This window comes from Mycobacterium sp. SMC-21 (assembly GCF_045310825.1).
Taxonomy (GTDB): domain Bacteria; phylum Actinomycetota; class Actinomycetes; order Mycobacteriales; family Mycobacteriaceae; genus Mycobacterium.
Window position 1 is genome coordinate 57716 of record NZ_JBJIAO010000017.1, and the last position, 23255, is coordinate 80970.

17 protein-coding genes are annotated in these 23255 nt (G+C 70.1%); 8 read left to right on the forward strand and 9 right to left on the reverse strand.

Annotation, left to right across the window (positions count from 1 at the left end):
* Window position 1 precedes the first annotated feature (1 nt).
* The 4 genes from mbtD to ACJH6H_RS17545 are packed head-to-tail and all read right to left on the reverse strand — an operon-like array spanning window position 2 to window position 8463.
* The gene (gene mbtD / locus ACJH6H_RS17530) at window positions 2-2908 is read right to left on the reverse strand and encodes a mycobactin polyketide synthase MbtD (RefSeq protein WP_212812255.1); all 2907 of its coding nucleotides are present in this window, start codon (window positions 2906-2908) and stop codon (window positions 2-4) included.
* Window positions 2908-4224, reverse strand: a complete 1317-nt coding sequence (locus ACJH6H_RS17535) for a polyketide synthase (RefSeq protein WP_212814889.1) — start codon at window positions 4222-4224, stop codon at window positions 2908-2910. Before ACJH6H_RS17535 ends, mbtD begins: the two co-directional genes overlap by 1 nt.
* A 4-nt stretch (window positions 4225-4228) precedes the next feature.
* Window positions 4229-4987, reverse strand: a complete 759-nt coding sequence (locus tag ACJH6H_RS17540; RefSeq protein ID WP_212812256.1) for a thioesterase II family protein — start codon at window positions 4985-4987, stop codon at window positions 4229-4231.
* Complete coding sequence (locus ACJH6H_RS17545; RefSeq protein ID WP_406775446.1) at window positions 4984-8463, reverse strand: amino acid adenylation domain-containing protein; 3480 nt, start codon at window positions 8461-8463, stop codon at window positions 4984-4986. The genes ACJH6H_RS17540 and ACJH6H_RS17545 overlap by 4 nt, the downstream gene beginning before the upstream one ends.
* A 105-nt stretch (window positions 8464-8568) precedes the next feature.
* Between ACJH6H_RS17545 and ACJH6H_RS17550 the strand changes: the two genes are divergently transcribed.
* The 3 genes from ACJH6H_RS17550 to ACJH6H_RS17560 all read left to right on the forward strand — a co-directional run bounded on the left by ACJH6H_RS17550 (window position 8569) and on the right by ACJH6H_RS17560 (window position 12396).
* Window positions 8569-10218: an AMP-binding protein gene (locus tag ACJH6H_RS17550; RefSeq protein WP_318985319.1), complete on the forward strand. Its 1650-nt coding sequence runs from the start codon at window positions 8569-8571 to the stop codon at window positions 10216-10218.
* A 107-nt stretch (window positions 10219-10325) separates the two neighbouring features.
* Entirely contained in the window at window positions 10326-10991 is a 666-nt protein-coding gene (locus tag ACJH6H_RS17555) for a VC0807 family protein (protein WP_318985320.1), read from the forward strand.
* Between the two features lie 43 nt (window positions 10992-11034).
* Complete coding sequence (locus ACJH6H_RS17560; RefSeq protein ID WP_346414402.1) at window positions 11035-12396, forward strand: acyltransferase; 1362 nt, start codon at window positions 11035-11037, stop codon at window positions 12394-12396.
* Here the strand turns inward: ACJH6H_RS17560 and ACJH6H_RS17565 are convergent.
* A complete protein-coding gene (locus tag ACJH6H_RS17565) occupies window positions 12318-13031 on the reverse strand; it encodes a hypothetical protein (RefSeq protein ID WP_244872614.1) in 714 nt (237 codons plus the stop codon). The genes ACJH6H_RS17560 and ACJH6H_RS17565 overlap by 79 nt on opposite strands.
* 91 nt (window positions 13032-13122) lie before the next feature.
* Here ACJH6H_RS17565 and ACJH6H_RS17570 point away from each other — a divergent pair, with 91 nt between their 5' ends.
* Window positions 13123-13611 (forward strand): MarR family transcriptional regulator, encoded by a 489-nt coding sequence (locus ACJH6H_RS17570; RefSeq protein WP_318985322.1) that lies wholly within the window; start codon window positions 13123-13125, stop codon window positions 13609-13611.
* Window position 13612: 1 nt separating this feature from the next.
* On the opposite strand, the gene ACJH6H_RS17575 is transcribed toward ACJH6H_RS17570, so the two are convergent.
* From ACJH6H_RS17575 to hemW, 4 genes are all read right to left on the reverse strand, one after another.
* Window positions 13613-14956, reverse strand: coding sequence for a salicylate synthase (locus ACJH6H_RS17575; RefSeq protein ID WP_318985323.1), 1344 nt, complete (start codon window positions 14954-14956; stop codon window positions 13613-13615).
* Between the two features lie 52 nt (window positions 14957-15008).
* Complete coding sequence (locus tag ACJH6H_RS17580) at window positions 15009-16763, reverse strand: ABC transporter ATP-binding protein (protein WP_346414479.1); 1755 nt, start codon at window positions 16761-16763, stop codon at window positions 15009-15011.
* Window positions 16764-16765: 2 nt separating this feature from the next.
* Window positions 16766-18568, reverse strand: coding sequence for an ABC transporter ATP-binding protein (locus tag ACJH6H_RS17585; RefSeq protein WP_346414401.1), 1803 nt, complete (start codon window positions 18566-18568; stop codon window positions 16766-16768).
* 82 nt (window positions 18569-18650) lie between these two features.
* Window positions 18651-19793 carry a radical SAM family heme chaperone HemW gene (gene hemW / locus ACJH6H_RS17590; protein WP_346414400.1) on the reverse strand — a complete coding sequence of 381 codons (1143 nt, stop codon included), beginning with the start codon at window positions 19791-19793 and terminating at the stop codon, window positions 18651-18653.
* 72 nt (window positions 19794-19865) lie between these two features.
* Between hemW and ACJH6H_RS17595 the strand changes: the two genes are divergently transcribed.
* From ACJH6H_RS17595 to ACJH6H_RS17610, 4 genes are all read left to right on the forward strand, one after another.
* The gene (locus tag ACJH6H_RS17595) at window positions 19866-19988 is read left to right on the forward strand and encodes an Ms4527A family Cys-rich leader peptide (RefSeq protein WP_353583586.1); all 123 of its coding nucleotides are present in this window, start codon (window positions 19866-19868) and stop codon (window positions 19986-19988) included.
* A 122-nt stretch (window positions 19989-20110) separates the two neighbouring features.
* Window positions 20111-21775: a nitrite/sulfite reductase gene (locus ACJH6H_RS17600; RefSeq protein WP_212812264.1), complete on the forward strand. Its 1665-nt coding sequence runs from the start codon at window positions 20111-20113 to the stop codon at window positions 21773-21775.
* A gap of 17 nt (window positions 21776-21792) precedes the next feature.
* On the forward strand, window positions 21793-22485 hold the full coding sequence (locus ACJH6H_RS17605) for a phosphoadenylyl-sulfate reductase (protein ID WP_212812265.1): 693 nt from the start codon (window positions 21793-21795) through the stop codon (window positions 22483-22485).
* Window positions 22486-22522: 37 nt separating this feature from the next.
* Window positions 22523-23224, forward strand: a complete 702-nt coding sequence (locus tag ACJH6H_RS17610) for a sirohydrochlorin chelatase (RefSeq protein ID WP_212812266.1) — start codon at window positions 22523-22525, stop codon at window positions 23222-23224.
* Window positions 23225-23255: the final 31 nt, after the last annotated feature.

Below are 23255 nucleotides of genomic sequence, written 5' to 3' on the forward strand. Positions count from 1 at the left end.
GCTAGCTCTCCACCTTTTCTGTTCTGTCGGTTAGCAAATCCACCAGTTCGATACCGGTGATGCCGCTGAGCAGCCCGGCCAGCGGCACGGATCGGCCGGTGCCCCGGCGCAGTCGCTTGCGCAGGTCCAGTGCCAGCAGCGAATCCAGGCCCAGGTCGAACAGGGCCGCGGTCAGGTCGATGGCAGCGGGGTCGCCCAGTTTGAGCACTGCCGAAAGTTCGTGCCGGACGACGTCCGCGGCGTCGGCACCGGCTCCGAGGGTCGCCGGAACATGCTGCAGTGCAGCGGGTTCCGCGGCCAGTGGCGCAGCGCCGAGCAGCGTCGCCAGCCGCTCGGCGTCCGCGCTGAAGATCAGCGGTGCGGGCGCCTGGGTTCCGAGAGCCGCCTCGATCGCGATGTCGGGATCCATCTCCCGCAGTCCGGCGCGCTCGATGCGCGCCACTTCGTCGGCCCCGACGATACCGGCACCCGGCCACAGTCCCCACCGCACGGCGACACAGTCGAGACCCTTGGCGCGGAACTGCCCGGCCAGCACGTCCTGCATGCGGTTGACGGCCGCGTACGCGACATGACCGAGCCCGCCCCACAGTCCGGACACGGACGAGCACACCAGGATTCGGGCGTCCGGACGCAGCGGCCAGTACTCGGCCAGCCGGGCCAGACCGCCGACCTTCGCGGCCGCGGTGGTGATGAATTCGTCCGCACCGACCTCGGTGCCGAACACCGCCGCACCGGCTGCATGGACCACGAGCGTCGCACCGTCACCGCCGTGGGCGGCCGCGGCGGCCGAAAGCTGTTCGGGCGACGTGATGTCGCACTGCACCGACACCACGTCGGTGCCGTCGAGGCCGGCCAGTTGCTGCGCGCCGGTGCCGCTGCGGCTCACCAGCACGATGCGGCGGGCGCCCGCGGCGGCGAGGGTCCGCGCGAAATGCAGCCCGACGGCGCCGTTGCCGCCGGTGATCACCACGTTGTCGAGGAGCCCGGGCGGCGGTGCGTCGGCGTCCGGCAGGGCTTGCAGACCGCGGCGGTACTGCTGCGAATCACGCAGCGCCACTTCGGTTCCGGTGCCCAGCATGGTCTCGATGACGGCGGTGGCCGCCGGTGCGTCGAGTTCCCAGGATGCCAGGTCGAGGTGCCGGAAGGACTGGTCCGGATGGTCGAAGCCGATGCTGCGGTGCATGGCGGCGAGGGCCGCCTGGGCCGGCAGCGCCACCGGCTCGTCGTCGCGCACGTGCTGGCCGCCGACGGTGACCAGCCACACGTCGGCGCATTGCGGCCCAATGGCATTCGGGTAGTCACACAGCCCGCCGCCGATCAGCTCGGCGAGGTCGGTGGCCGCCGCTTCGGCGTCGGGGTGGTCGAGCATCGGTGCGACGACGATGAGCAGATCGGCGTCGACGGGCTCGACCAGCACCGTGCCGAGGTTGGCCCGCACGCCGTCGCGCAGCTGGTCGGCGAGCTCGCCGCGCGGTCCCGCCAGTTCGACCACGGCAGCGCGCCGGATGATCAGCGGCACGGTCTCGTCCGGCTGGGGCAGCCACTGCTCGGCACCGACCGTCAGGCCGGCCACCGGCGGCAGCGGTTCGGGAGTCGCCCAGAGGTGCATCGCCGCCATGGGGGCATGCGGAAATCCGCGCAGCAGGGGTTGATACGGCTCGATGTGCCCGGCCCAGTCGTAATCGGGGTCGGACACGGCCACCGTGGCGATGTTGTCGGACAGCACGTCGGGCAGCGCCTCGTCGCGGCGTCCCGAGCCGACTGTCAGCGGCGCATCGGTATCGGCGAGCGCGTGCAGCAGCGCCGGGTGCGCCGACATCTCGACGAAGGCCTCGACGCCACTGTCCCGCGCTGCGGCGGCGGCCCGGTCGAACCGCACGGTGTTCCGCAGGTTCTGGTACCAGTACTCACCGAATTCGGTGCCCGCCTCGACTGCCGCGCCGGTCACCGATCCGATGAACGGCACCGCGCCGGCACCGAACTGTGTCTTCGGCACGCCGGAAAGCAGTTGTGCGCGCAGCGGATCCAGGGCACTGGTGTGCGCCGGGAAGCTCATGGCGATGACGCGCGCGAAGCGGCCGCGCGATTGCAGGTCGGACACCAGGTCGGCGACGGCGGTGCGCTCGCCGGACACCACGACCGATGCCGACGAGTTGACCACGGACAGTTCCATCCACCCGGCGGCGTCCGAAACCACCTGCTGCGCTTCGTCGACGCTCATCCCCAGGCTCGCGGCGCCGAATTCACCGGCCAGGCTGTCGAGTGCCCCGGCCCGGGCGATGACGACGGCGACGGCCTCGTCCAGTGTGATGGCCCCGGCGACATACGCCGCGGCGATCTCACCGAGGCTGTGCCCCAGCGTGACGTCGGGCTCGATGCCCAGTGCCCGCCACACCGCCGTGAGACCGACGGCGTGCGTGAACTGCGCGCTCTGACTGTGAATTTGCGTCCACTCGCGGTCGCCCGGGTCGACCAGGAAGGCCAGCGGCGAGTCGATGCCCGCGGCGACGAATGCGGCGGCGCAGCGGTCGGCCGCGGCGCGGTACACCGGCAGCTGCCGGTATGCATCGGTGCCCATCGACGGCCACTGGCCGCCGTTACCCGGGAACACGAAGGCCGTCCGGGGCGCTGTGGTCCGCGCGGAGACGGCCACCAGGGGATGCTCCTCCCCCGCCGCCAGTGCCCGCAGTGCGGCGGCCAACTCGGCGGCGTCATGGGCCCGGACCACGGCCCGGAACCGCCGGCGACGGCGCAGCCGCAGCAGCATCGCGGCCACCGCGCCCAGGCCCACGGCACCATGCCGGTCCAGGTAGTCGGCGACGCCGGTCGCCTCAGCGGCCAGCAGCTCCTCGGTGTGCGCGCTGAGCAGGACGGGGACGCGGCCGTCGGGAAAGTGCGAAAGGCTCATCACGCCACCAATCCCTCCGGCATCGCGACGACGACGTGCGCGTTGGTGCCGCTCATGCCGAACGCCGAGACCGCGGCAAGGCGCTCACCACCGACGGCGGGCCATGGGGTGTGGTCGGTCGCGAGCCGTAATCCCTGTGCGCTCCAGTCGATTTCGGCGCTGGCCTGCGCGGTGTGCAGGCTTGCCGGGATGGTGGCGTGCTCGGCCGACACGAGGACCTTGGCCAGTCCCAGCGCACCGGCGGCGGCCTGGCTGTGTCCGACGTTGGATTTCACCGAACCGAGGACCGCGCCCCGGCCGGGTGCGGTGGCACCGTAGGTCTGCGCCAGCGAGTTCAATTCGGTGCGGTCCCCGAGTTTGGTTCCGGTGCCGTGGCCTTCGATCATCCCGATCTGGTCGGGCCGGGCACCGGCTAGATCGAGCGCGCGGGCGAACAGCCGCGCCTGCGCCGGCCCGCTCGGCGCGGTCAGGCCGGTGCTGCGGCCGTCCTGGTTGAGGCAGCTGGCCCGGACCTCCGCGAGCACGCGGTGACCGCTCCGCTGCGCCACCGACTTTCGTGCCAGCACGAACATGCCGGCGCCTTCGGCCCAGACGGTGCCGCTGGCCTGCGCGCTGTACGGCCGGCAGTGCCCGTCGTCGGAGAGGGCGTGCTGTTTGGCGAATTCGACGAAGTATCCCGGCGACCCCATCACGCACACCCCGCCGGCGAGCGCCATGCTGCAGTCACCCGAGCGCAGTGCCTGCACCGCGGTGTGGAACGCGGTCAGCGCCGACGAGCACGACGTGTCGATCGTCAGCGCCGGGCCGTCGAGGCCCAGCAGGTAACCGATTCGTCCGGAGATCACGCCCAGCGACGTCCCGGTGATCAGATGCCCACTCAGGTCGGAGTATTCGGCGAGATCGGGGCCGTATCCGGTGCCCGAGGCGCCGATGTAGCAGCCGACGTCGTGCCCGGCCAGATCATCGGGGTTGATGCCGGCGTTCTCCAGCGCCCGCCATGTCACGCGCAGCGCGACGCGCTGCTGCGGGTCCATCGCCACCGCCTCGCGCGGCGAGATGCCGAAGAACGAGGGGTCGAAAAGCGCTGCGCCGGTCAGGAATCCGCCACGGTTGTGGATGCGCTTGAACCCGTCGCGGCGCGAGCCCGCGAGCAGGTCGCGCACGGCCCAGCCGCGGTCCTCGGGGAACGCGCCGAGCGCCTCTCGCCCGGCAGACAGCAGCTGCCAATAGCTGTCCGCGTCGTCCACATCGCCGGGGGCCTCGACCGCCATCCCGACGATGACCACCGGATCGTCCGTTGCCGAGTCGGCGCCCATCGATTCAGCGCGCACTGATCACTTCCGCGATCGCGTCCAGCTGGTCGTTGAGGTAGAAGTGGCCGCCGTCGAACTCGGCCAGGGTGAAGGCGCCCGACGTGTGGTTCTCCCAGCGGCGCAGCATGTCCCGGTCGATGCGATGGTCGTCGCGCCCGCCGAGAGCGTGGATGTCGGCAGCGATGCGGCCGCCGCCCACGTACCTGTTGAGGGCTTCGTAGTCGGCCCCCACCGCCATCAGCAGCATCTCGACGAAATCCACGTCGGCGAGCAGCCGGGGGTCGGTACCTCCGAGATCGACCATCTCGGCGAGCATTTCGCGCGGGCCGGTCGGCAGCGGCGGCGCGTCGACCACATCGCACGGCGCCTGGCCGGCCGACGCCCACAGGCTGTGCACGGTGGCGCCGCTCTGTTCCGCCACGCGTGCGAATTCGAAGGCCACCACCGCACCCATGCAGTGCCCGACGAGTCGCAGCGGGCCGAGGCCCGGCCAGTCGCCCGCGGCGTACAGGTCGGCGGCCAGCTGCTCGACGGTCGGGTGCGCCGGATGCGCCAGCCGGTCGGCGCGGCGCGGGTACTGGACGACATACGCGTCGATCCCCTTGCCCGACAAGGCGGTGGCCAGGTCCCGGTAGGCGACCGCGGCCCCGCCGGCATGCGGGAAGATCACGACCGCTCCGGCGTCGCCGGAGCCCGCGTAGTGCTTGATCCAGGGCGCGAAGGCGCTTTTCGGCTCGGTCGCGGAGCCGGTATGCACGTCGGTCATGAGACGGCCGCCGGGTCCAGCGCGGTGAGCACGTCGTCGTGGTTCATCTCGGAAATCTCCAGGTAGAGCTCGGCGACCATTTCCAGTCGGTCGCTGCCGTTCTCGCGGCCGGTCAGCCGCTGCGCCAGCGCCCGCACCGTCCGGGCGGCGAAGATGTCCGGCACGCCCACGGTCGGGGTATCCAGCCACTTCCGGATCCGCGCGACGGTGGCGGTCGCCAGAACCGAATCACCGCCGAGCTCGAAGAAGTCGTCCTCGACACCCGCATCGACTGCGACCAGCTCGGAGACGATCGCCACCAGGGCGCGCTCCAGCATCGTCTCCGGCTGCGCCCGTCCGGCGCCGTCGGCCGCCTGGACCAGTGCCGCGAGCTGACCGGCCGCGGCCCGGCGGTCGGTCTTGCCGCCGACGGTGAACGGAATCGCCGCAACCACCTGCAGCTGCCGCGGGATCATGTGCGGCGGTACGAGTTCGGCAACGGCCGCGGAGATGCGCTCGGCGGTCAGCTCCGCGTCGTCGACCGAGACGAGGGCCGCCAGCACGTCATGTCCACGCTCCCCGCCGGAGACCACTCCGGCCACCGCGGCACGCACGCCCGGAACCCGCTGCAGTGCGGCCTCGACGTCACCGAGCTCGATGCGGTAGCCGCTGATCTTCACGCGGTGGTCGGCACGCCCGACGAACTCCAGGATGCCGTCCGGCCGGTAGCGCGCCAGATCCCCTGAGCGGTACCAGGTTCGGCCCGCGTAGCGCACGAAGCGGTCGGCGGTCAGATCGGCCCGGCCGCGGTAGCCCGAGGCGATGCCGCGTCCGGCGAACCACAGTTCGCCGGCCACCCAGTCGGGGCAGTCCTGGCCCGACTCGTTGACCACGCGGCACGCGTTGTTGGTGAACGGCACGCCGTAGGGCACCGCCGACCAGGTGTCCGGCAACTTGCCGGCCTCGAAAATCGTTGCGTGAATGGCGGTTTCGGTGGCTCCGCCGAGGCCCGCGACGCGGACACCGGGCGCCTGCGCCTGCAGGTGCCGGACCATGGCGGTCCGGACCCAGTCGCCACCGGTGAGCACCACCCGGACGGTGTCCAGACGCCCCGCACCGACCTCCACGAGCATCTCCAGCCAGCCCGGCAGGAAGTTGAGCACCGTCACGCCGTGCTGGGCGATGAGGGCGGCCCAGCGGTCCGGGTCGCGCCGGTACGGCTCGTCGACGACGACGATGCTGCCGCCCGTCGCGAGCGTGGCGAACATGTCGAGCACCGACAGGTCACACTCGAGGGTGGCCAGCGCGAGGCAGCGGTCGGCCGGTCCGATGTCGAAGTGCCCGTACAGGAATTCCGCGGTGTTCATCGCCGCGTCGTGGGTGACCTCGACGCCCTTGGGCTCACCGGTGGAGCCGGAGGTGAACAGCACGTAGGCCAGTTCGTGCGGATCGGTGGCGGCCGGGACGAACGGTCCCTCGGCGCGACGGCCGATCCGCAATGCCTCCGTCACGGTGAGCGACGGTTTCCACGACGGTGCCAGGTCACCGCAGTAGAGCGCCATCCGGACGCCGCCGGTGGCCAGGATCTTCTCGGTGCGGTCGGCGGGCTGGTCCACGCCGATCGGCAGGTAGACCGCGCCGGCGGCGAGGATGGCCAGCAGCGCGATGATCTGTTCGGCGCCCTTGGGTCCGAGGACGGCCACGGTGTCCCCCGGCACGATACCGGCGATCTGCAGCGCGGACGCGACGGCCGAAACCTCCTCGGCCAGTTCGGCATACGTCCACTGCCGGGACTCGCCGATCATGGCGGTGGCGTCGGGGCGGGCTGCTGCCGAGGCGAAGAAGCCGGTGTGCAGCGCCGCGCCGCTGGGCGCCGCGGTGCGGCTGTTGGCCGCGTCACGGACCGCGCGCTGCGCCGCCGACAAGGGCTCCGGGGTGGGTGCCTCCCATGCGGCGTCGTCGCCGGCCAGCCGTTCGAGCTCGGCGATGTGCCGGGCGAACATGGCGTCGATGACGCCGTCGGGGAACGCGTCCTCGCGCACATCCCAGTTGACCAGGACGCCGCCGTTGAACTCGGTGACCTGGGCGTCCAGCATCACCTGCGGCCCTTGCGAATTGATCCACCCGGGCGTACCGAACGTCTCGAGCACGGCCGAGCCGAACAGTTCGCCGAGGCCGAGGGCGCTGGTGAAGACCACGGGTGCCAGCACCTGGGTGCCGCGGTGCCGGCTCAGGTCGCGCAGCACCTCGAGCCCGGAGTACTCGGAGTGCGCTGCGGCGCTGCGGAATGCGTCCTGCAGGACGCCGCAGCGCGCCGTCGCGGTGGCCGCGTCGGTCAGGTCGACGTCCAGCAGCAGCGACGACGTGAAGTCACCCACCAGGCGGTCGACGTCGGCGTGCCGCTGATCGCGCCCGAACAGCGGCACGTTCAGCAGGAAGCGCTGTCCGGCCGACCAGCAGGCCAGGGCATCGGAGAAGGACGCGGCCAGGGCCATCGCGGGCGTGATGCCGCGCCGGCGGGCCGCGGCATACAGCGCGTCCCGCACGTCGGGGGCCAGCCAGTGCCAGCGCCGCGTGGTGTGCCGCGGGTCGTTCTGCTCGGCAACCGGAACCAGCGGCAGGCGTGGCGGGTCGGGCAGTTCCGGGAGCCGCTCGCCCCACCACTGCCGATCCGCGTCGGCGCGGGGATTGGGTTCTTGCGCCGATTGCGTTGTGGCCACGCGGTATTCGCGGTACGTGTAGGCCAGCGGAGCCAGCTCGACACCGCGGTACAGGGCCGCGAGATCGGTCATCAGGGTGCGGTAGCTCATGGCGTCGGCGGCCTGCATGTCCAGGTCGACGTGCAGGCGGGTCTTGCCGTCCGGGAGCAGGGTCAGGGTCAGTTCGAAGACCTGGTCGGTCAACTGCTGATGCGCCTTGCGGCGCTGGGTCGCGGCCAGCTGCTCGGCAATCTGGTCCGCCGGCAGGTCCCGCAGGTCGGTGACCGTCACCGGGAAGTCGCCGTCGAGCGCCTTGATGCGCTGCGTGCCGTCGGCGAGGAACTGCACGCGCAGCATGGGGTGCCGTGCCGCCAAAGCCGTTGCGGCGGCGGTCAGTCGCCCGGCATCGACGCCGTGGCCGTCGAATTCGACATAGAGGTGCCCGGCGACGCCACCCAATTGCTGGTCGTCTTCCCGGCCGATCCACATGGCGTGCTGCATCGGGGCCAGGCCGAACGGCTGGTCATGTTCCGAATCATCCTGCGGTGCCGAAGTTTCGGCGCGCTGCAGGCCGCCCGCCGCCGACAGCAGTTCGGACCAGGCCGCGATGGTCGGCTCGGCGGCCAGTGCGGCGAAGTCGATGTCGATGCCCTGCTTCCGCCAGCGTCCGGCGAGGGACATCATGCGGATGGAATCCAGGCCCTGGCTGATCAGGTCGGCGCCCGGGTCGAGGGTGTCGGCACGGGCACCCAGCAGTTCGGCAACCTCCTCGCGGATGGCCTGCGAATTCACTGCCACGACGCCCACAAAACCCTCCCGAACACGTTAAAGACAGGCTGTCCTAATTTTGATTAGGCTACCCTATATTGCCGCTACCTCCATGCCTACCCCGAGGGATCCGCCGTGACGCGCACCACTGTCTCCACCGAGGCCGACCAGCATTTGCTGAATGGATTCGTTCCGTTTCCGCACGATCGCGCAGAGCGTTACCGCGAGGCGGGCTATTGGGCAGGCAAACCGCTGGACAGCTTGTTGTCCGACGCCGCGCGACAGTGGCCGGACCGCGTCGCCGTCGTCGACTCATCCGCGTCACACACGTTTGCCGAACTCGATCGGCTGGCCGCCGAAGCCGCCGCCGGCTTCGCCGCTCTCGGCATCGAAACCGGCGACCGCGTACTGCTGCAAATGCCCAACACCACCGACTTCGCCATCGCCCTGTTCGGACTGCTGCGCGCGGGTGCGGTGCCCGTCATGTGCCTGCCCGCTCATCGGCGCGCCGAACTCGGTCATTTCGCCACGGTCAGCGGCGCCGTCGCGCTCGTCATCGCCGACCGGTTCGGCGGCTTCGACTATCGCGACATGGCGCGCGAGCTGGTTGCCGAGCACCCGCGCCTGCGGCACGTGGTCGTCAGCGGCGATGCCGGCGAATTCACCAGCTGGACTTCCCTTTTCGGCCACGCGGCGGCAGCCGCGCCGACGATCGACACCGCGGAACCCGCCCTGCTGCTGGTCTCCGGCGGCACCACCGGGGCGCCGAAGCTGATCCCCCGCACCCACGACGACTACTACTACAACGCCACCGCCAGCGCCGCGGTGTGCGAAATGACCGGTGACGACGTGTATCTGACGGTGCTGCCGGCTGCGCACAACTTCCCGCTGTCGTGCCCGGGGATGCTGGGCGCCATGTCCGTCGGCGCCACCACGGTCTTCACCACCGATCCCAGCCCGGAGTCCGCGTTCGCCACCATCGCCCGGCACCGCGTCACCGTCTGCGCTCTGGTGCCCGCCCTGGCCACCCTGTGGACGCAGGCCTGCGATTGGGAACCGCAGCGCCCCACCACCTTGCGACTGCTCCAGGTCGGCGGCGCCAAACTGTCCGCACCGGACGCGGCGGCCGCGCGCGCCGCGCTGACCCCCGGCCTGCAACAGGTTTTCGGCATGGCCGAGGGGCTGATCAACTACACCCGTCCCGGCGATGATCCCGAACTGCTGGACCACACCCAAGGGGCACCGCTGTGCCCGGACGACGAGTTGCGCATCGTCGACGACGAGGGCGCCGACGTGCCGGTCGGCGGCGAGGGTGAGCTGCTGGTGCGTGGGCCGTACACCCTGAACGGCTACTACCGGGCCCCGTCCGACAACGAGCGGTCATTCAGCCCGGATGGCTTCTACCGCAGCGGGGATCGGGTGCGCCGCCGGGCCGACGGCTACCTCGAGGTCACCGGACGCATCAAGGACGTCATCCACCGGGGCGGGGAGACGATCTCGGCGCTCGATCTCGAGGAACACCTGCTCACGCACCCGTCGATCCGGGCCGCGGCCGCGGTCCCGCTGCCGGACCCCTATCTGGGCGAAAAGATATGCGCGGTGGTCGTATTCAGCGGTCCTGCCGTCAGCCTCAGCAACCTCAACAGCTACCTCGACGACCGCGGCGTTGCGGTACACAGCCGGCCCGACACCCTGATCGCACAGCCATCGCTGCCGGTGACTGCTGTCGGCAAGGTCGACAAGAAGGCCATCAGCCGGGCCATCGCGGCCGCCACATCCGCCTGACCATGAAATCCCTCGCGAGCAGACTCAAAACTGTCGAATTTCGCCAGATATCGACAGTTTTACGTCTGCTCGCGGGATAAACCGACCCCCGCTAGGAGCCAGCTTCCATGTCCGATACCCCGAAGACCCTGCGCGAGTACATCGTCAACACGGCGATCAACACCATTCCACCGCTGATCGCGTACTACGTGCTGCGCGTGTTCGACTTCGAGCCGTACCTCGCGCTGGTCGGGGCCATCATCACCGCCGCCGCGCAGGGCGCGCTGACCATGGTGCGCAAGCGCAAGGTCGAGCCCGCGAACGTCGTGGTGATCGTCGGCGCCGCGTGCTCGCTGATCATCGCGCTCACCACCAGGAACCCGCGCATCGTGCAGGCCCTCGAACTCGTCCCCATGTCGCTGCTGGTGTGGTCCTTCGCCATCAGCGGGCTACTGCGCAAACCGAATTCGAAGAAGATGGCCGGCGTCATCTCCCCCGCGCTCGCCGAGCCGGCGCTGCCCGAACGCGGCTGGACCGAGCAGAGCATCCAGGACTGGCACCGGCTGCACACGCAGCTGTGCGTCGGGCTCGGGCTCCTGTGCGGTTTCTATCCCGTCTTCGCGCTGTACATGATCTTCAACTACCCGGTCGACATCTCGCAGTTCGTCATCGTCGCGACCGGCCCCACGCTCGTGGTGCTGTGCATCGTGTTCGCGGTGGCCCGCATTCGCCGGTTCGTCGGGCAGCACGACGGTGCCGCCGACGTCGCGGTGGTCGCCGGCGGGTCTGAGTAGTCACACTCATCCGCGCCGCCCGGCGCTCGGGCATCATCAGCTCATGCCGAGACTGTTGCCCGATTTCCACACCGTGATCGACGGCACCGCGCCCGACCGCGACCGCAGCATCGACGTGGCGCGCCTGGGTGCGCTGCTGGTGGTGATGTTCGGTCACTGCACGATGCTGCTCGCCACCATCAAGGCCGACGGCATCCACATCGGCAACACCCTGGGCGCCGTTCCCGGCCTGCAGCCGGCCACCTGGGTGTTGCAGGTCATGCCGTTGTTCTTCTTCGCCGGAGCCACGGCGGGCATTCACAGCTGGCGTGCCGGGACGCCCTGGGGCACCTGGCTTTTCACCCGCGCGCAACGCCTGTGCCGACCGGCGCTGTGGTACCTGGGCGCCTGGACCGTCGCCCTGATCGTGGTGCGGTTCACCATGGGTGCCGAGTCCGCGGCGGCCCTGGGCAACGAGGCCGTCGCACTGCTGTGGTTCCTCGGCACCTATCTGATCGTGCTGGCGTTCGTCCCCGCCTTGGCGCGCTTGCGCTCGGCGCGGTCGGCCGCACTGGTCGTCGCGGCCCTCATGGCGGCTGCGGCGCTCGGCGACTGGGCCCGGATCAGCACGCACATGCTGGAAGCCGGCGCGGCGAATCTGATTGTGGTCTGGCTGATTCCGATGGTCATCGGCGCGGCGTACGCGCACCGGCTCATCGCACCGAGGACGGCGCTGGCCGTCGCCGCCGGCACCCTGGCCGTCCAGGTGCTGGTTGCCAGGTACGGGCCCTACGACGTGTCACTGGTGGTCACCGGCACCGAACGGATGTCGAACGTCACCCCGCCGACGCTGCTGCTTGCCCTGCAATGCGTCTGGATGTCCAGTCTGTTCATCGCCTGCGCCGGTGCGGTCCGCCGGTGGGCCGGGCGTCCCCGCATCTGGTACCTGATCGTGGTGGGCAACAGCGGGGCGATGACGTTGTACCTGTGGCACATCGCGGCCATCGCCATCGCGACGTTCAGCCTGCATGCCGTGGGCCTGGACGCGTACGACCCGGCGGCCCCGTACTTCTGGCGCAACATCGCGATCCGCGCGCTGGTCTTCGCCGTGGTGATGACGGTCATGTTCCTGCTGCTGTCCCCGCTCGAGCACAACCCGCTGCGCTGTTGGGACGCGCGCGTGCGGGCGACGGGTCGCGCGTCGACCGCGGCCGGTGTGCTGGTCTGCGTGGCCGGGGTGGCGCTGCTGCTGATGGCCAAGAACGGGCTGGGCACGAGCGCGGGCTGGATGTTGTTGGCGCTCTTCATCGGTGCGCTCACCGGGGCCCGACTCAGTGCGGGTCGAACTCAGTGCGCGCTGACGAACGTCACGGTCGGCGTCGATGAACCCTTGACCAACGTCGGCCCGGAAGCGGACAAGACGTAGGACTCGTTGCCCGTGGGGTAGCCGCCGCCGTTGGTCGAGATGTGCACGTGTGTGTAGTGATTGGCGTCGGGCCCGCCGTAGTCCGGCATCCGGTGGGCGGTGCCGTCCGGGAAGTAGATGGCCTGCCGCCAGATCACATGGTTCAGATCGAACTTCTGCGCGTTGGCCAGCACGTACCGCAGGATGCGGTCCCCGAGCGCCTTGCCTGCCGACGACCCGTAGTCGGGCACCATCACGTCGAGCGCCAGGCCTTCGGGATGCCAGCGCAGCGCGTCCGGCCGGACCCCGGTCATGGTGTGAATCTCCGGGAACGTCGCGCTGACCGCGCGTTCGGCGAGGATGGTGTCGACCTGCAGGCCGCGTTCGGCGGCGACGCCCACCGGCAAAGCCATGGTGCGCACCATGGCGCGCGAACTCTCGGCGGCCTCGGCGACGATCAGCGAACCCGGATGGGAAGCGGCCCGCTCGGCCAGGACCACCTGCGCGCAGCAGACATCCACGTCAGCGGCGGTGGTGACGGCCTGGGTCGCGGTGCCGGCGGTGACGAACGCCGCAGCCGGCATGACGAGCGCCGCCAGAGCCACCGACCAGCGGCGCCTGGCGCGCGTCGCGGTAGCTAATCCGGCCTTGTCCACCGGTGCACCATACCCCGCAGGTCACCGTTTGATAACGGCTTCAAAATTAGCGAGCTGGTAAATTATCTCTACCCCACGAGGAGGAACCGCGGTGTCCGCCCAACCGAGAACCGCCGCCGAGCCGTCGGTCGACACCATCGCCGACGCTCTCGTGACCGCATCGCGCCTGCTCCTGGACATCACGGCCCGCTCCGTTGCGGTCGTCGACGACATGCTGACAATCCCCCAGCTGCGGGTCCTGGCGATCCTGGCGGCACACGGCACGAGCAACCTGACGACACTTGCCGGTCAGCTCGACGTACAGCCCTCGACGATCGGCCGGATGACCGAGCGCCTGGTCACGGCCGGTCTGATCGACCGGCACCCGAACCCCGGTTCCCGCCGCGAGATCGTCGTGGAGCTGACCCGCCGGGGACGCGCCGTCGTGGACACCGTGACCGCCCGCCGCCGTGCCGAGATCGCCCGGATCGTCGAGGTCATGCCGGCCCGTGAGCGCATGGGGTTGGTCCGCGCGCTCCACGCGTTCACCGACGCCGGCGGCGAACCGCCCGCCGACGCCCCGGCCGGCCTGGACTTCTAGCTCAGGCGCGGGGCACCAGATACGGGGCCAGCGTCGTCAGCTTCTCGCAGGTCTCCTCGAACTCGCGTTCCGGCGTCGACTCGGCGATGATCCCGGCGCCGGCGCGCAGCCAGGTCCGGCCGTCGGCCTCGTAGGCCGAGCGCAGCGTCAACGCGGCGTCCATACCGCCGTCGGCGCTGAACATCACGACCGCGCCGGAGTACAGACCACGCGGCGACTCGTCGAGCCGCATGATGGCGTCGACGCTCTCGGCCTTGGGAATGCCCGAGGCCGTCACCGCCGGGAACAGCGCCTCCAGCGCATGCATCCGGTTCATATGTTCCGACAGCTCGCCGGACACCGTCGAGCCCAGGTGCTGCACGCTGCCGCGCTCCCGCACCGTCATGAAGTCGCTGACGACCGTGGTGCCGGGCTTGGCCACCTCGGCGATCTCCTCCTGCGAGCTGCGGACCGAAATCGCATGCTCGACAATCTCTTTCGAGTTCGATTCCAGGTCGGCGCGGGCAGCGCGGTCGTGATCCACGCCGCGGCCGAAGGCGCGGGTGCCGGCCAGCGGCTCGGTGACCACGGTGCCGTCGGCCCGCACCGCGGCGACGAGCTCCGGACTGAAGCCCAGCGCGCGAATTCCGCCCAGCCGCAACAGGAATGACCGCACCGGGGTGTTGTTCGCCCGGCCCACCCGGTACGTCGCCGGGAAGTCGACCGCGAACGGCACCTCGAACCGGCGCGACAGGATGACCTTCTGGTAGTCGCCCGCCACAATCTCGGCGACGGCGGCGGCAACCCGCGACGGGTAGTCACTGCCGTCGACGCTCACGTCGACGGCGCGGGTGGCCCCGGCCGCCGGAATACCCGACTGCAGCAGCCGATTCAGCGTCTCGACCACCACGTCCCCGTCGCCCGACACGCACACCTCGCCGTCGGCGACGACCACCTGCGTCTGCGCGCTGAAGACCCGCGCCAGCGGGGTCCCCGCCGGCAGTCGCTGTGCCAGCCCGAAGCGGTAGGTGCCGAATTCGAAAGCGACCCAACCGAAAAGCCGGTCCGTCTCCAGGAGCAGCCGGTCGACGGCGTCGCCCAGCACCTCACCGGGCCGGCCGCTCCACGCCTGGCGGGCGACTGCGCCGCCGGCGTCGACGATCCGCAATTCGTCGCTGTCGAATTCGATGGCGGTGCGCACTCCGATGGCCAGCACCCACTCGCCCGAGTGCTCGTAGCCGACATAGTCGGCGCCGGAGCGCTCCGGAAGTTCGGCTGCCAGTTGCGCGATCAGATCGGCCGGGACGACGTCGGCGGGCAAAGCAATGCGCGTCACCGACGCCGCGTCTATAGCTTCAGCAGTCACGAAAGTTAATTTAGCCTAACCTCACCCAAAAAACACTGCCCGCCCCTGTGATTCAGGACCCAGCGCCGGCTTTCGCCTCCCGCGTCGCGACGGTCCACCCACTGGCCGACGTCCGCTGCGCCCAGAAGTCGGCGTAGCGGCCACCGCGCGCCATCAGCTGGTCATGCGTGCCAATGTCGTCCACCGTGCCGCGATCGGACAGCACGACGATGTTGTCGGCGGCCGTGACCGTCGACAGCTTGTGCGCGATCACGATGACGGTGCTGCGGTCCGCCAGTTCGCGGATGGACGCGGCGACGTGGCGTTCGTTCTCGGGGTCCAGCGCGCTGGTGGCCTCGTCGAACAGCACCACCGGCGCGTTTTTCAGCAATGCCCGCGCGATCGAGACGCGCTGGCGTTCACCGCCGGACAGCGCCGAACCTCCCTCGCCGACCCGCGTCTGCCAACCGGCCGGCAGCCGGTCCACGACGGACTGCAGGCCGGCGGTGCGGGCCGCTTCCCGGATGTCGTCGTCGGACGCGGCCGGGGCCCCGATCCGCACGTTCTCCCAGAGCGTGTCGTCGAACAGGTACACGTCCTGGAACACCAGGGACAGCTGGGCCATCAGCTCCGCGGTGGTCTGGTCCCGGACATCGACGCCACCGACGCGGACCACGCCGGCGTCGACGTCGTAGAAGCGCGCCAGCAGCCGCGTGATGGTGGTCTTGCCCGAGCCCGACGGGCCGACCAGCGCCGTCATGGTGCCCGGCGCCGCGACGAAGCTGACGTCCTCGAGCACGCGGCGCCCCGGATAACTGAAGGCGACGCCGTCCAGTTCGACCTGTCCGGGCATCGAGACCGATTGCGGTGCAGCCGGTTCCGGGAGCGCCGGGGTGTCGAGCACCGACGTGATCCGATCCAGTTCGGCACCGGCCATCCGCATCGCGGAGCCGTATTCGGCCAGTTCCGACAGCGGCGAGGTGAAGCGCGCCGCCAGCCCGAGGATGGCCACCAGCGTCACCGGGTTGATCGCACCGCCGACGGCCAGCCAGACGCCCACTGTGATGAGTCCGCCGAGCACCGCCTGCACGCCGACGCCGCTCAGCATCATGCCCGCCACCGAGGCCCACAGCGCCCGTTTGCCGACCCGCTCTTGCTCGGCCAGCGCCCCGGTCAGCGGATCGAATTCGGCCCCGGTCCGCCCGAACGCGCGCAGCACCGGCTGGCAGCGCGCGAATTCGATGACACGGGAGTTCACCTCGATCTCGGCGGCATGCGTGCGCGCCTCGGCCGACGCGATCAACGCCGCGGACGCCCGGGTGGCCAGGATCAGGACCACGCCACCCGCCAGGGCCGCGACGCCGATCCGCCAGTCGAAGACGAACAGCCCGACCACGACGGTCAGTGCGCTGGTGGTGTTGACCACCAGCGGCGTCACCAGGTGCGCGCTGCTCGTGCCGACGAAAGTCGTACCCTTGACCGCGATCTGGGATACCTGGCCGACCCGCTCGCGGGTGAACCAGCCCAGCGGCAGGGTCACCATGTGGTCGCCGAGCCGGTGGTGCAGCAGCCGCATCGTGGTCAGGGCCATCCGCATCGACTGCGCGGCCTGCACGTAGTGCGCGACGGCGCTGAGCAGCACCACCACCGCCAGGACGACGAGCCAGCGACCCGCCGCACCGAAGTCACCGTCGAACAACGCCAGCGAGATCGGCACCAGCAGCGTCATCGAAAGACCGTGCAGCAGGCCGTAACCGACGGCCCAGGCCAGGAAGCTGTACATCCGCCCGCGCTCGGGGCCGAGGATCCGCAGGAACCCGTTGATCATCGTCATCGCGCCGCCTCCAAGTCACCGGTGGCCGTGTAGGTCTGCCACATGCGCGCGAAAACCCCTTCCGCAGCGAGCAATTCGTCGTACCGCCCCTGTTCGGCGATGCGCCCCTCCCGCAGGACGACGATGTTGTCGGCGCCGACGATCGACCCCAGCCGGTGGGCGATCACCAGCACGGTGCGGCCCTCGATCAGGGTCGACAGCGCGGCCTGGATCTGCGCCTCGGAGTCGGGGTCGGCGAAGGCCGTGGCCTCGTCGAGCACGAGGATCGGGGTGTCGGCGAGCAGCGCGCGGGCGATGCTGATGCGCTGCGCCTCGCCACCGGAGAAGTGCGCGTCCTCGCCGACCACCGAGTCATACCCCTTGGGCAGTGCCAGGATCCGGTCGTGGATGTGCGCGGCGCGCGCCGCCTGCCGCACCTCCTCGTCGTCGGCACCGGCGCGGCCCAGCCGGATGTTGTCGGCCACGCTCATGCCCAGCAGCTGCACGTCCTGCAGGACGAAACCGACGTGCCGGTACAGCACCGCGGGGTCGATCTGACGGACGTCCACGCCGCCGATGCGCACCTCGCCACCGGTGACGTCGTGAAAGCGCGGGACGAGCGTCGCGAGCGTCGACTTGCCGCTGCCCGACGGGCCGACCAACGCGGTGATGCTGCCGGCGGGCAGATCGAGCGAGATGTCGTGCAGCACCGTGTTGGTGCCGTCGTACGAGAATTCGACGCCCGAGAAGCTGACCGAATTATCTTGCGGCACTTGCGGGTTCTGGTCGATCGGCAACTCGGGGGCGGTCAGCAGCGCCGTCAGCCGGCCGGCCGCGGCGACGGCCTGGCGGCTCGCGGCGGCGGAGTACCCGACGGCCAGCACGGCGGTGGGGATGGTGACGGCGACGAGCGTCGACCCCAGCACCTCGATGGGCGTCACCCAGCCGCTGCGGATGAACCACAGCCCGCCGGCGAGGTTCACCAGCAGCACCACCGGTGCCTCGACGAACACCGACGACACCGCGCGCAGCCGCACCATGGGCCCCACGAATCCGGCGAAGCCGTCGTTGAACTCGTCAGCAGCGTCGGCAAATCGCTTGTGCGCCTTGCCGGTTTCCCCGAAGGTCTTGACGACCGAGACCCCGGCGATGAACTCGACGATGGTCGCGCTGATCTGGGCGATGCCCTCGTTCATCTGGGCCATGCGGGCCATCGCGCCGCGCATCAGGACGCTGTAGACGACGAGGTAGATCGGAATGGTGCCGATGGCCAGCAGCCCCAGCCGCCAGTCCAGGTACCAGCAGTACGCCAGGCCGAATGCCGGTGTGGCGAGCGCGCCGGTCTTCTCGACCGCGGCGTGGGCCACCAGGTGGTGCAGCTCGCCGACGTCGTGCTGGACGGCCTTGCGCACCTCGCCGGAGGACGTCGCATCGAACCAGCCCAGCGGCAGCCGTCCCAGCGCGGTCACCAACCGGCGGCGCAGCTCGCCCTGCAACTGGACGTCGGCGTGGTGGGTGAGCGTCAGCGCCAGGCCGCCGGCCAGGGTGCGCAGGCCGAGGCCGCCGCCGATGAAGACCGCGACGATCGTCCACACCCGGGCCGCCTCGATCGGGCCACCCGCCAGCAGATACCGGCCCAGCTCGACGATGCCGATGAACGGCACCACCGTCGCGGCCGCCGCGATCAGCTGCAGCAACTGCGCGAGCGCGGTGCGCCCACGCACCGGGGCCAGCAGCTCCTTGAGCGCCGCGCGGTCCTGCGCGGCCGCGAGCTTCGCCTGTTTGAGCTGCGCACGCGGCGACGGTTCTGCGTCGGTCATCGGAATACCCACTCCACCCGTAGACTAAGGTTTGCCTAACCATAGCGACTGGCTGTGGGATGCGAGAACCCGCCCGCTGGGTTCAGTCCAGGACCGTGCGCACCACGGCGTCGGCCAGCAGCCGGCCGGACTCCGTCAGCACCAGACGGTCGTCGGTGACCGCCACGAGGCCGTCGGCCACCGCGCCCTCGGCCCGGTCCCGCTCGGCCGCGGTGAGCACGGCGACCGGCAGACCGCTGCGCAGCCGCAACCGCAACATGACGTCCTCGACGTGCCGGGTGGCGTCGTCCAGCTCCTCGAAGTCCGCGACCGGCAGTCTGCCCGCGGCGAGGGCCTCGGCATAAGCGTTGGGGTGCTTGACATTCCACCAGCGCCGGGCGCCGACGAAACCGTGCGCACCCGGCCCGGCGCCCCACCACTGGCCGCCGTCCCAGTAGCCGAGGTTGTGCCGGCACTCGCCGCCCGGACGGCTCCAGTTCGACACCTCGTACCAGTCCAGCCCGGCCTGGCTCAGGTGCGTATCCAGCAGCTCGTAGCGGGTCGCGAGCACGTCGTCGTCGGGTGCCGGGATCTCGCCGCGCCGCACCTTGCGGGCCAGCGCGGTGCCGTCCTCGACGATCAGCGCGTACGCCGAGACGTGGTCGACACCGGCCTCGATGGCCGCATCCGCGGACCGGCGCAGATCGTCGTCGGACTCCCCCGGCGTCCCGTAGATGAGGTCGAGGTTGACGTGCGCGAACCCGGCCGCCAGCGCCTCCCGCGCCGCCGCCGGGGCGCGGCCGGCCGAGTGGGTGCGGTCGAGTGCCGCCAGCACGTGCGGCGCCGTCGACTGCATGCCGAGGGAAACCCGCGTGTAGCCGGCGTCCAGCAACTCGGCGAAGAACTCGGGCGACGTCGACTCCGGGTTGGACTCGGTCGTCACCTCGGCGCCGGGGCCGAGGTGGAAATTGTCCCGCACCGCGTCGAGCACGGCCCGCAGGCCGGAGCCACCCAGCAGCGACGGGGTGCCGCCGCCGACGAACACCGTGTCGACCGGCAGGTCGACCTGGGCGGCGGCCATCGCCAGCTCGGTGCGCAGCGCCGTCAGCCAGCCCTCGGGGCTGGCTCCGCCCAGCTCACTGGCGGTGTAGGTGTTGAAGTCGCAGTAGCCGCAGCGGGTCGCGCAGAACGGGACGTGGATATAGATGCCGAACGGCCCGGTAGCGCTGGTATGGGCGTCGGTCATGGCAACCAGTGTCCCACCGCGGCGAGCAAGGTTTTGCTCGCGATGATTCCGAACCTGGCCCGGTTAGGCCGAATGTCCTGTTCGTGGCAGAATGGCCGGGTGTCCGCCAGCCTCAACCGCGCCCTCGGTTCCGCATTGGTAATGCGGCGGCATGTCGACTTCAAGCGTGTATGCAGCTGTTGCTGTCTGCCTTGATGCTGCCTTGATGCCCTAGTTCTGCCACCAGAATCTTTCAGCCGGCACAGGATCGGCAGTGCCGGACAGCCCCCGGCGTACGCGTGATCCAACGCCAGCTCTTGCGCGAAGGAAACCACCCAGTGACAACAGCAAAACCCGCCAAGACCCGCGACGAAGGCCAGTGGGCGCTGGGCAATCGTGAACCGCTGAACCCCAACGAGGTGTTCAAGCAGGAGGACGACGCGCTCAACGTGCGGCAGCGCATCATCGACGTCCACTCCAAGCAGGGCTTCGAGTCGATCAGCAAGGACGATCTGCGCGGACGCTACCGCTGGATGGGTCTGTACACGCAGCGCGAGCAGGGCTACGACGGCACCTACACCGGCGACGACAACGCCGACCTGCTCGAGGCGCCCTACTTCATGATGCGGGTGCGCTGCGACGGCGGGGCCCTGACCAGCGCCGCGCTGCGGACCATCGGCGAAATCTCGGTCGAGTTCGCCCGCGACAGCGCCGACATCACCGACCGCGAGAACATCCAGTACCACTGGATCCGCGTCGAGGACGTGCCGGAGATCTGGCGTCGCCTCGAATCGGTCGGCCTGCAGACGACCGAGGCGTGCGGCGACTGCCCGCGCGTCGTGCTCGGTGGCCCGCTGTCCGGTGAGTCCCTCACCGAGGTGCTCGACCCGAGCTGGGCCGTCGACGAGATCGTGCGCCGCTACGTCGGCAACCCGGAGTTCTCGAACCTGCCGCGCAAGTACAAGACCGCCATCTCGGGTCTGCAGGACGTCGCCCACGAGATCAACGACATCGCCTTCATCGGCGTCAACCACCCCGAGCACGGCCCCGGCTTGGACGTCTGGGTCGGCGGCGGCCTGTCCACCAACCCGATGCTTGCGCAGCGCCTCGGCGCGTGGGTGCCGCTGGCCGAGGTGCCCGAAGTCTGGGAGGGCATCACCAAGGTCTTCCGCGACTACGGCTACCGCCGGCTGCGCTCCAAGGCCCGCCTTAAGTTCCTGATCAAGGACTGGGGCGTGGAGAAGTTCCGGGAAGTTCTCGAGACCGAATACCTCGGCCGCAAGCTCATCGACGGCCCGGCGCCCGAGCAGGTGCCGCACACCATCGACCACGTCGGCGTGCAGAAGCTGAAGAACGGCCTGAACGCCGTCGGCGTCGCGGCCATCGCCGGCCGCTCGTCGGGCACCATCCTGACCAAGGTCGCCGACCTGGCCGAGGCCGCCGGCTCCGACCGGATCCGCCTCACCCCGTACCAGAAGCTGATCATCCTCGACGTGCCCGACGACAAGGTCGAGGAACTGATCGCCGGCCTGGACGCGCTGGGCCTGCAGACCCGGCCGTCGCACTGGCGCAAGAACCTGATGGCCTGCACCGGTATCGAGTACTGCAAGCTGTCGTTCGCCGAGACCCGGGTCCGGGCGCAGTCGCTGGTCCCCGAGCTCGAGCAGCGGCTCGCCGACCTGAACTCGCAGCTCGACGTGCCGGTCACCATCAACCTCAACGGCTGCCCGAACTCGTGCGCCCGTATCCAGATCGCCGACATCGGCTTCAAGGGCCAGATGATCGACGACGGCAACGGTCCCGAGGAGGGCTTCCAGGTGCACCTGGGCGGCAGCCTGGGCCTGGACAGCGGTTTCGGGCGCAAGCTGCGTCAGCACAAGGTGCTGGCCACCGAGCTCGGTGACTACATCGACCGTGTCGTGCGCAACTTCGTGAAACAACGCGAGGCCGGAGAGCGTTTTGCCCAGTGGGCCGTTCGGGCCGACGAAGCTGACTTGAGGTGACCTTGGTGAACACAGCCATGACTGAAACCGAGCTACGGGAACTTGCCGCGCGCGGCGCTGCCGAACTGGCCGACGCCACTGCTGAGGAACTGCTGCGCTGGGTCGACGAGAACTTCGCCGGCCGGTATGTCGTGGCGTCCAACATGCAGGACGCGGTGCTCGTCGAGATGGCCGCGAAGGTCCGTCCCGGCGTCGATGTCCTGTTCCTGGACACCGGCTACCACTTCGCCGAGACCATCGGCACCCGGGACGCCGTCGAGGCCGTCTACGGCGTGCACGTGGTGAACGTGACGCCCGAGCACACCGTCGCCGAGCAGGACCAGCTCCTCGGCAAGGACCTGTTCGCGCGTGATGCGGCGCAGTGCTGCAACCTGCGCAAGGTGCAGCCGCTGTCGAAGGCGCTCAAGGGCTACTCGGCGTGGGTGACGGGCATCCGCCGCGTCGAGGCGCCGACGCGCGCCAACGCTCCGCTGATCAGTTTCGACGAGGCGTTCGGTCTGGTGAAGATCAACCCGATCGCCGCGTGGAGCGATGACGACATGCAGGCGTACATCGAAGCCAACGGCATTCTGGTGAATCCGCTTGTGGACGAGGGCTATCCGTCCATCGGCTGCGCACCGTGCACCCAGAAGCCGGCCGAGGGCGCCGATCCCCGCAGTGGTCGCTGGGCCGGCCTGGCCAAGACCGAGTGCGGTCTGCACGCGTCCTGAGTTCGCCCTGGGCGAGCGCAGCGACGGGAAGGAACCCGTGCAACTGATCCTCACCGCGCACGGCAGTGCCGATCCGCGGTCTGCGGCGAACGCCCGTGAGGTGGCCCGCACCGTGGCCGCCCTACGGCGCGGCGTCGACGTCAAAGTGGCGTTCTGCGAACAGAATTCGCCGAATCTGCGGGACGTGCTGGCCGACTCGCCCACCGACGGCGTCGTGGTGCCACTGCTGCTGGCCGACGCCTATCACGCGCGCGTCGACATCCCCGCGATGATCGCCGACGCCGGTCCGGCGGTCCGGCAAGCGCCAGTGCTCGGCGAGGACGACCGGCTGATCCACGTGCTGAGCCAGCGGCTGACACACTGCGGGGTGTCCCGGCTGGACTCGAGCGTCGGCGTCCTGGTGACGGCTGTCGGGTCGTCGTCGGCGGCCGCCAACGCACGCACCGCCACCGTGGCCCCCGGGCTCGCCGCGGGCACCCACTGGCACGCCACGACGGCGTTCGCCACCGGCCCGCACGCCAACCTGGCCGAAGCCGCCGAGCTGTTGCGGGAGCAGGGTGCGACGCGTCTGGTCATCGCGCCTTGGTTCCTGGCGCACGGCACGATCACCGATCGCGTCGCCGAATTCGCTGCGGCACAACACATCGCCATGGCCCAGCCGCTGGGCGCACACCGGCTCGTCGCCGAGACCGTACTGGACCGCTTCGACGAGGTCGCCGCGATTCCACGCGCCGCGTAACTCGTCTGAATCCCGGCAAGACCGCGGCCGG

Coding starts and splice junctions, on each gene's coding strand:
- mbtD (WP_212812255.1), bottom strand. CDS start 2,908: ATGAGCCTTTCGCACTTTCCCGACGGCCGCGTCCCCGTCCTGCTCAGC.
- ACJH6H_RS17535 (WP_212814889.1), bottom strand. CDS start 4,224: ATGGGCGCCGACTCGGCAACGGACGATCCGGTGGTCATCGTCGGGATG.
- ACJH6H_RS17540 (WP_212812256.1), bottom strand. CDS start 4,987: ATGACCGACGTGCATACCGGCTCCGCGACCGAGCCGAAAAGCGCCTTC.
- ACJH6H_RS17555 (WP_318985320.1), top strand. CDS start 10,326: ATGTCCGATACCCCGAAGACCCTGCGCGAGTACATCGTCAACACGGCG.
- ACJH6H_RS17560 (WP_346414402.1), top strand. CDS start 11,035: ATGCCGAGACTGTTGCCCGATTTCCACACCGTGATCGACGGCACCGCG.
- ACJH6H_RS17580 (WP_346414479.1), bottom strand. CDS start 16,763: ATGATCAACGGGTTCCTGCGGATCCTCGGCCCCGAGCGCGGGCGGATG.
- ACJH6H_RS17585 (WP_346414401.1), bottom strand. CDS start 18,568: ATGACCGACGCAGAACCGTCGCCGCGTGCGCAGCTCAAACAGGCGAAG.
- hemW (WP_346414400.1), bottom strand. CDS start 19,793: ATGACCGACGCCCATACCAGCGCTACCGGGCCGTTCGGCATCTATATC.
- ACJH6H_RS17595 (WP_353583586.1), top strand. CDS start 19,866: ATGTCCTGTTCGTGGCAGAATGGCCGGGTGTCCGCCAGCCTCAACCGC.
- ACJH6H_RS17605 (WP_212812265.1), top strand. CDS start 21,793: ATGACTGAAACCGAGCTACGGGAACTTGCCGCGCGCGGCGCTGCCGAA.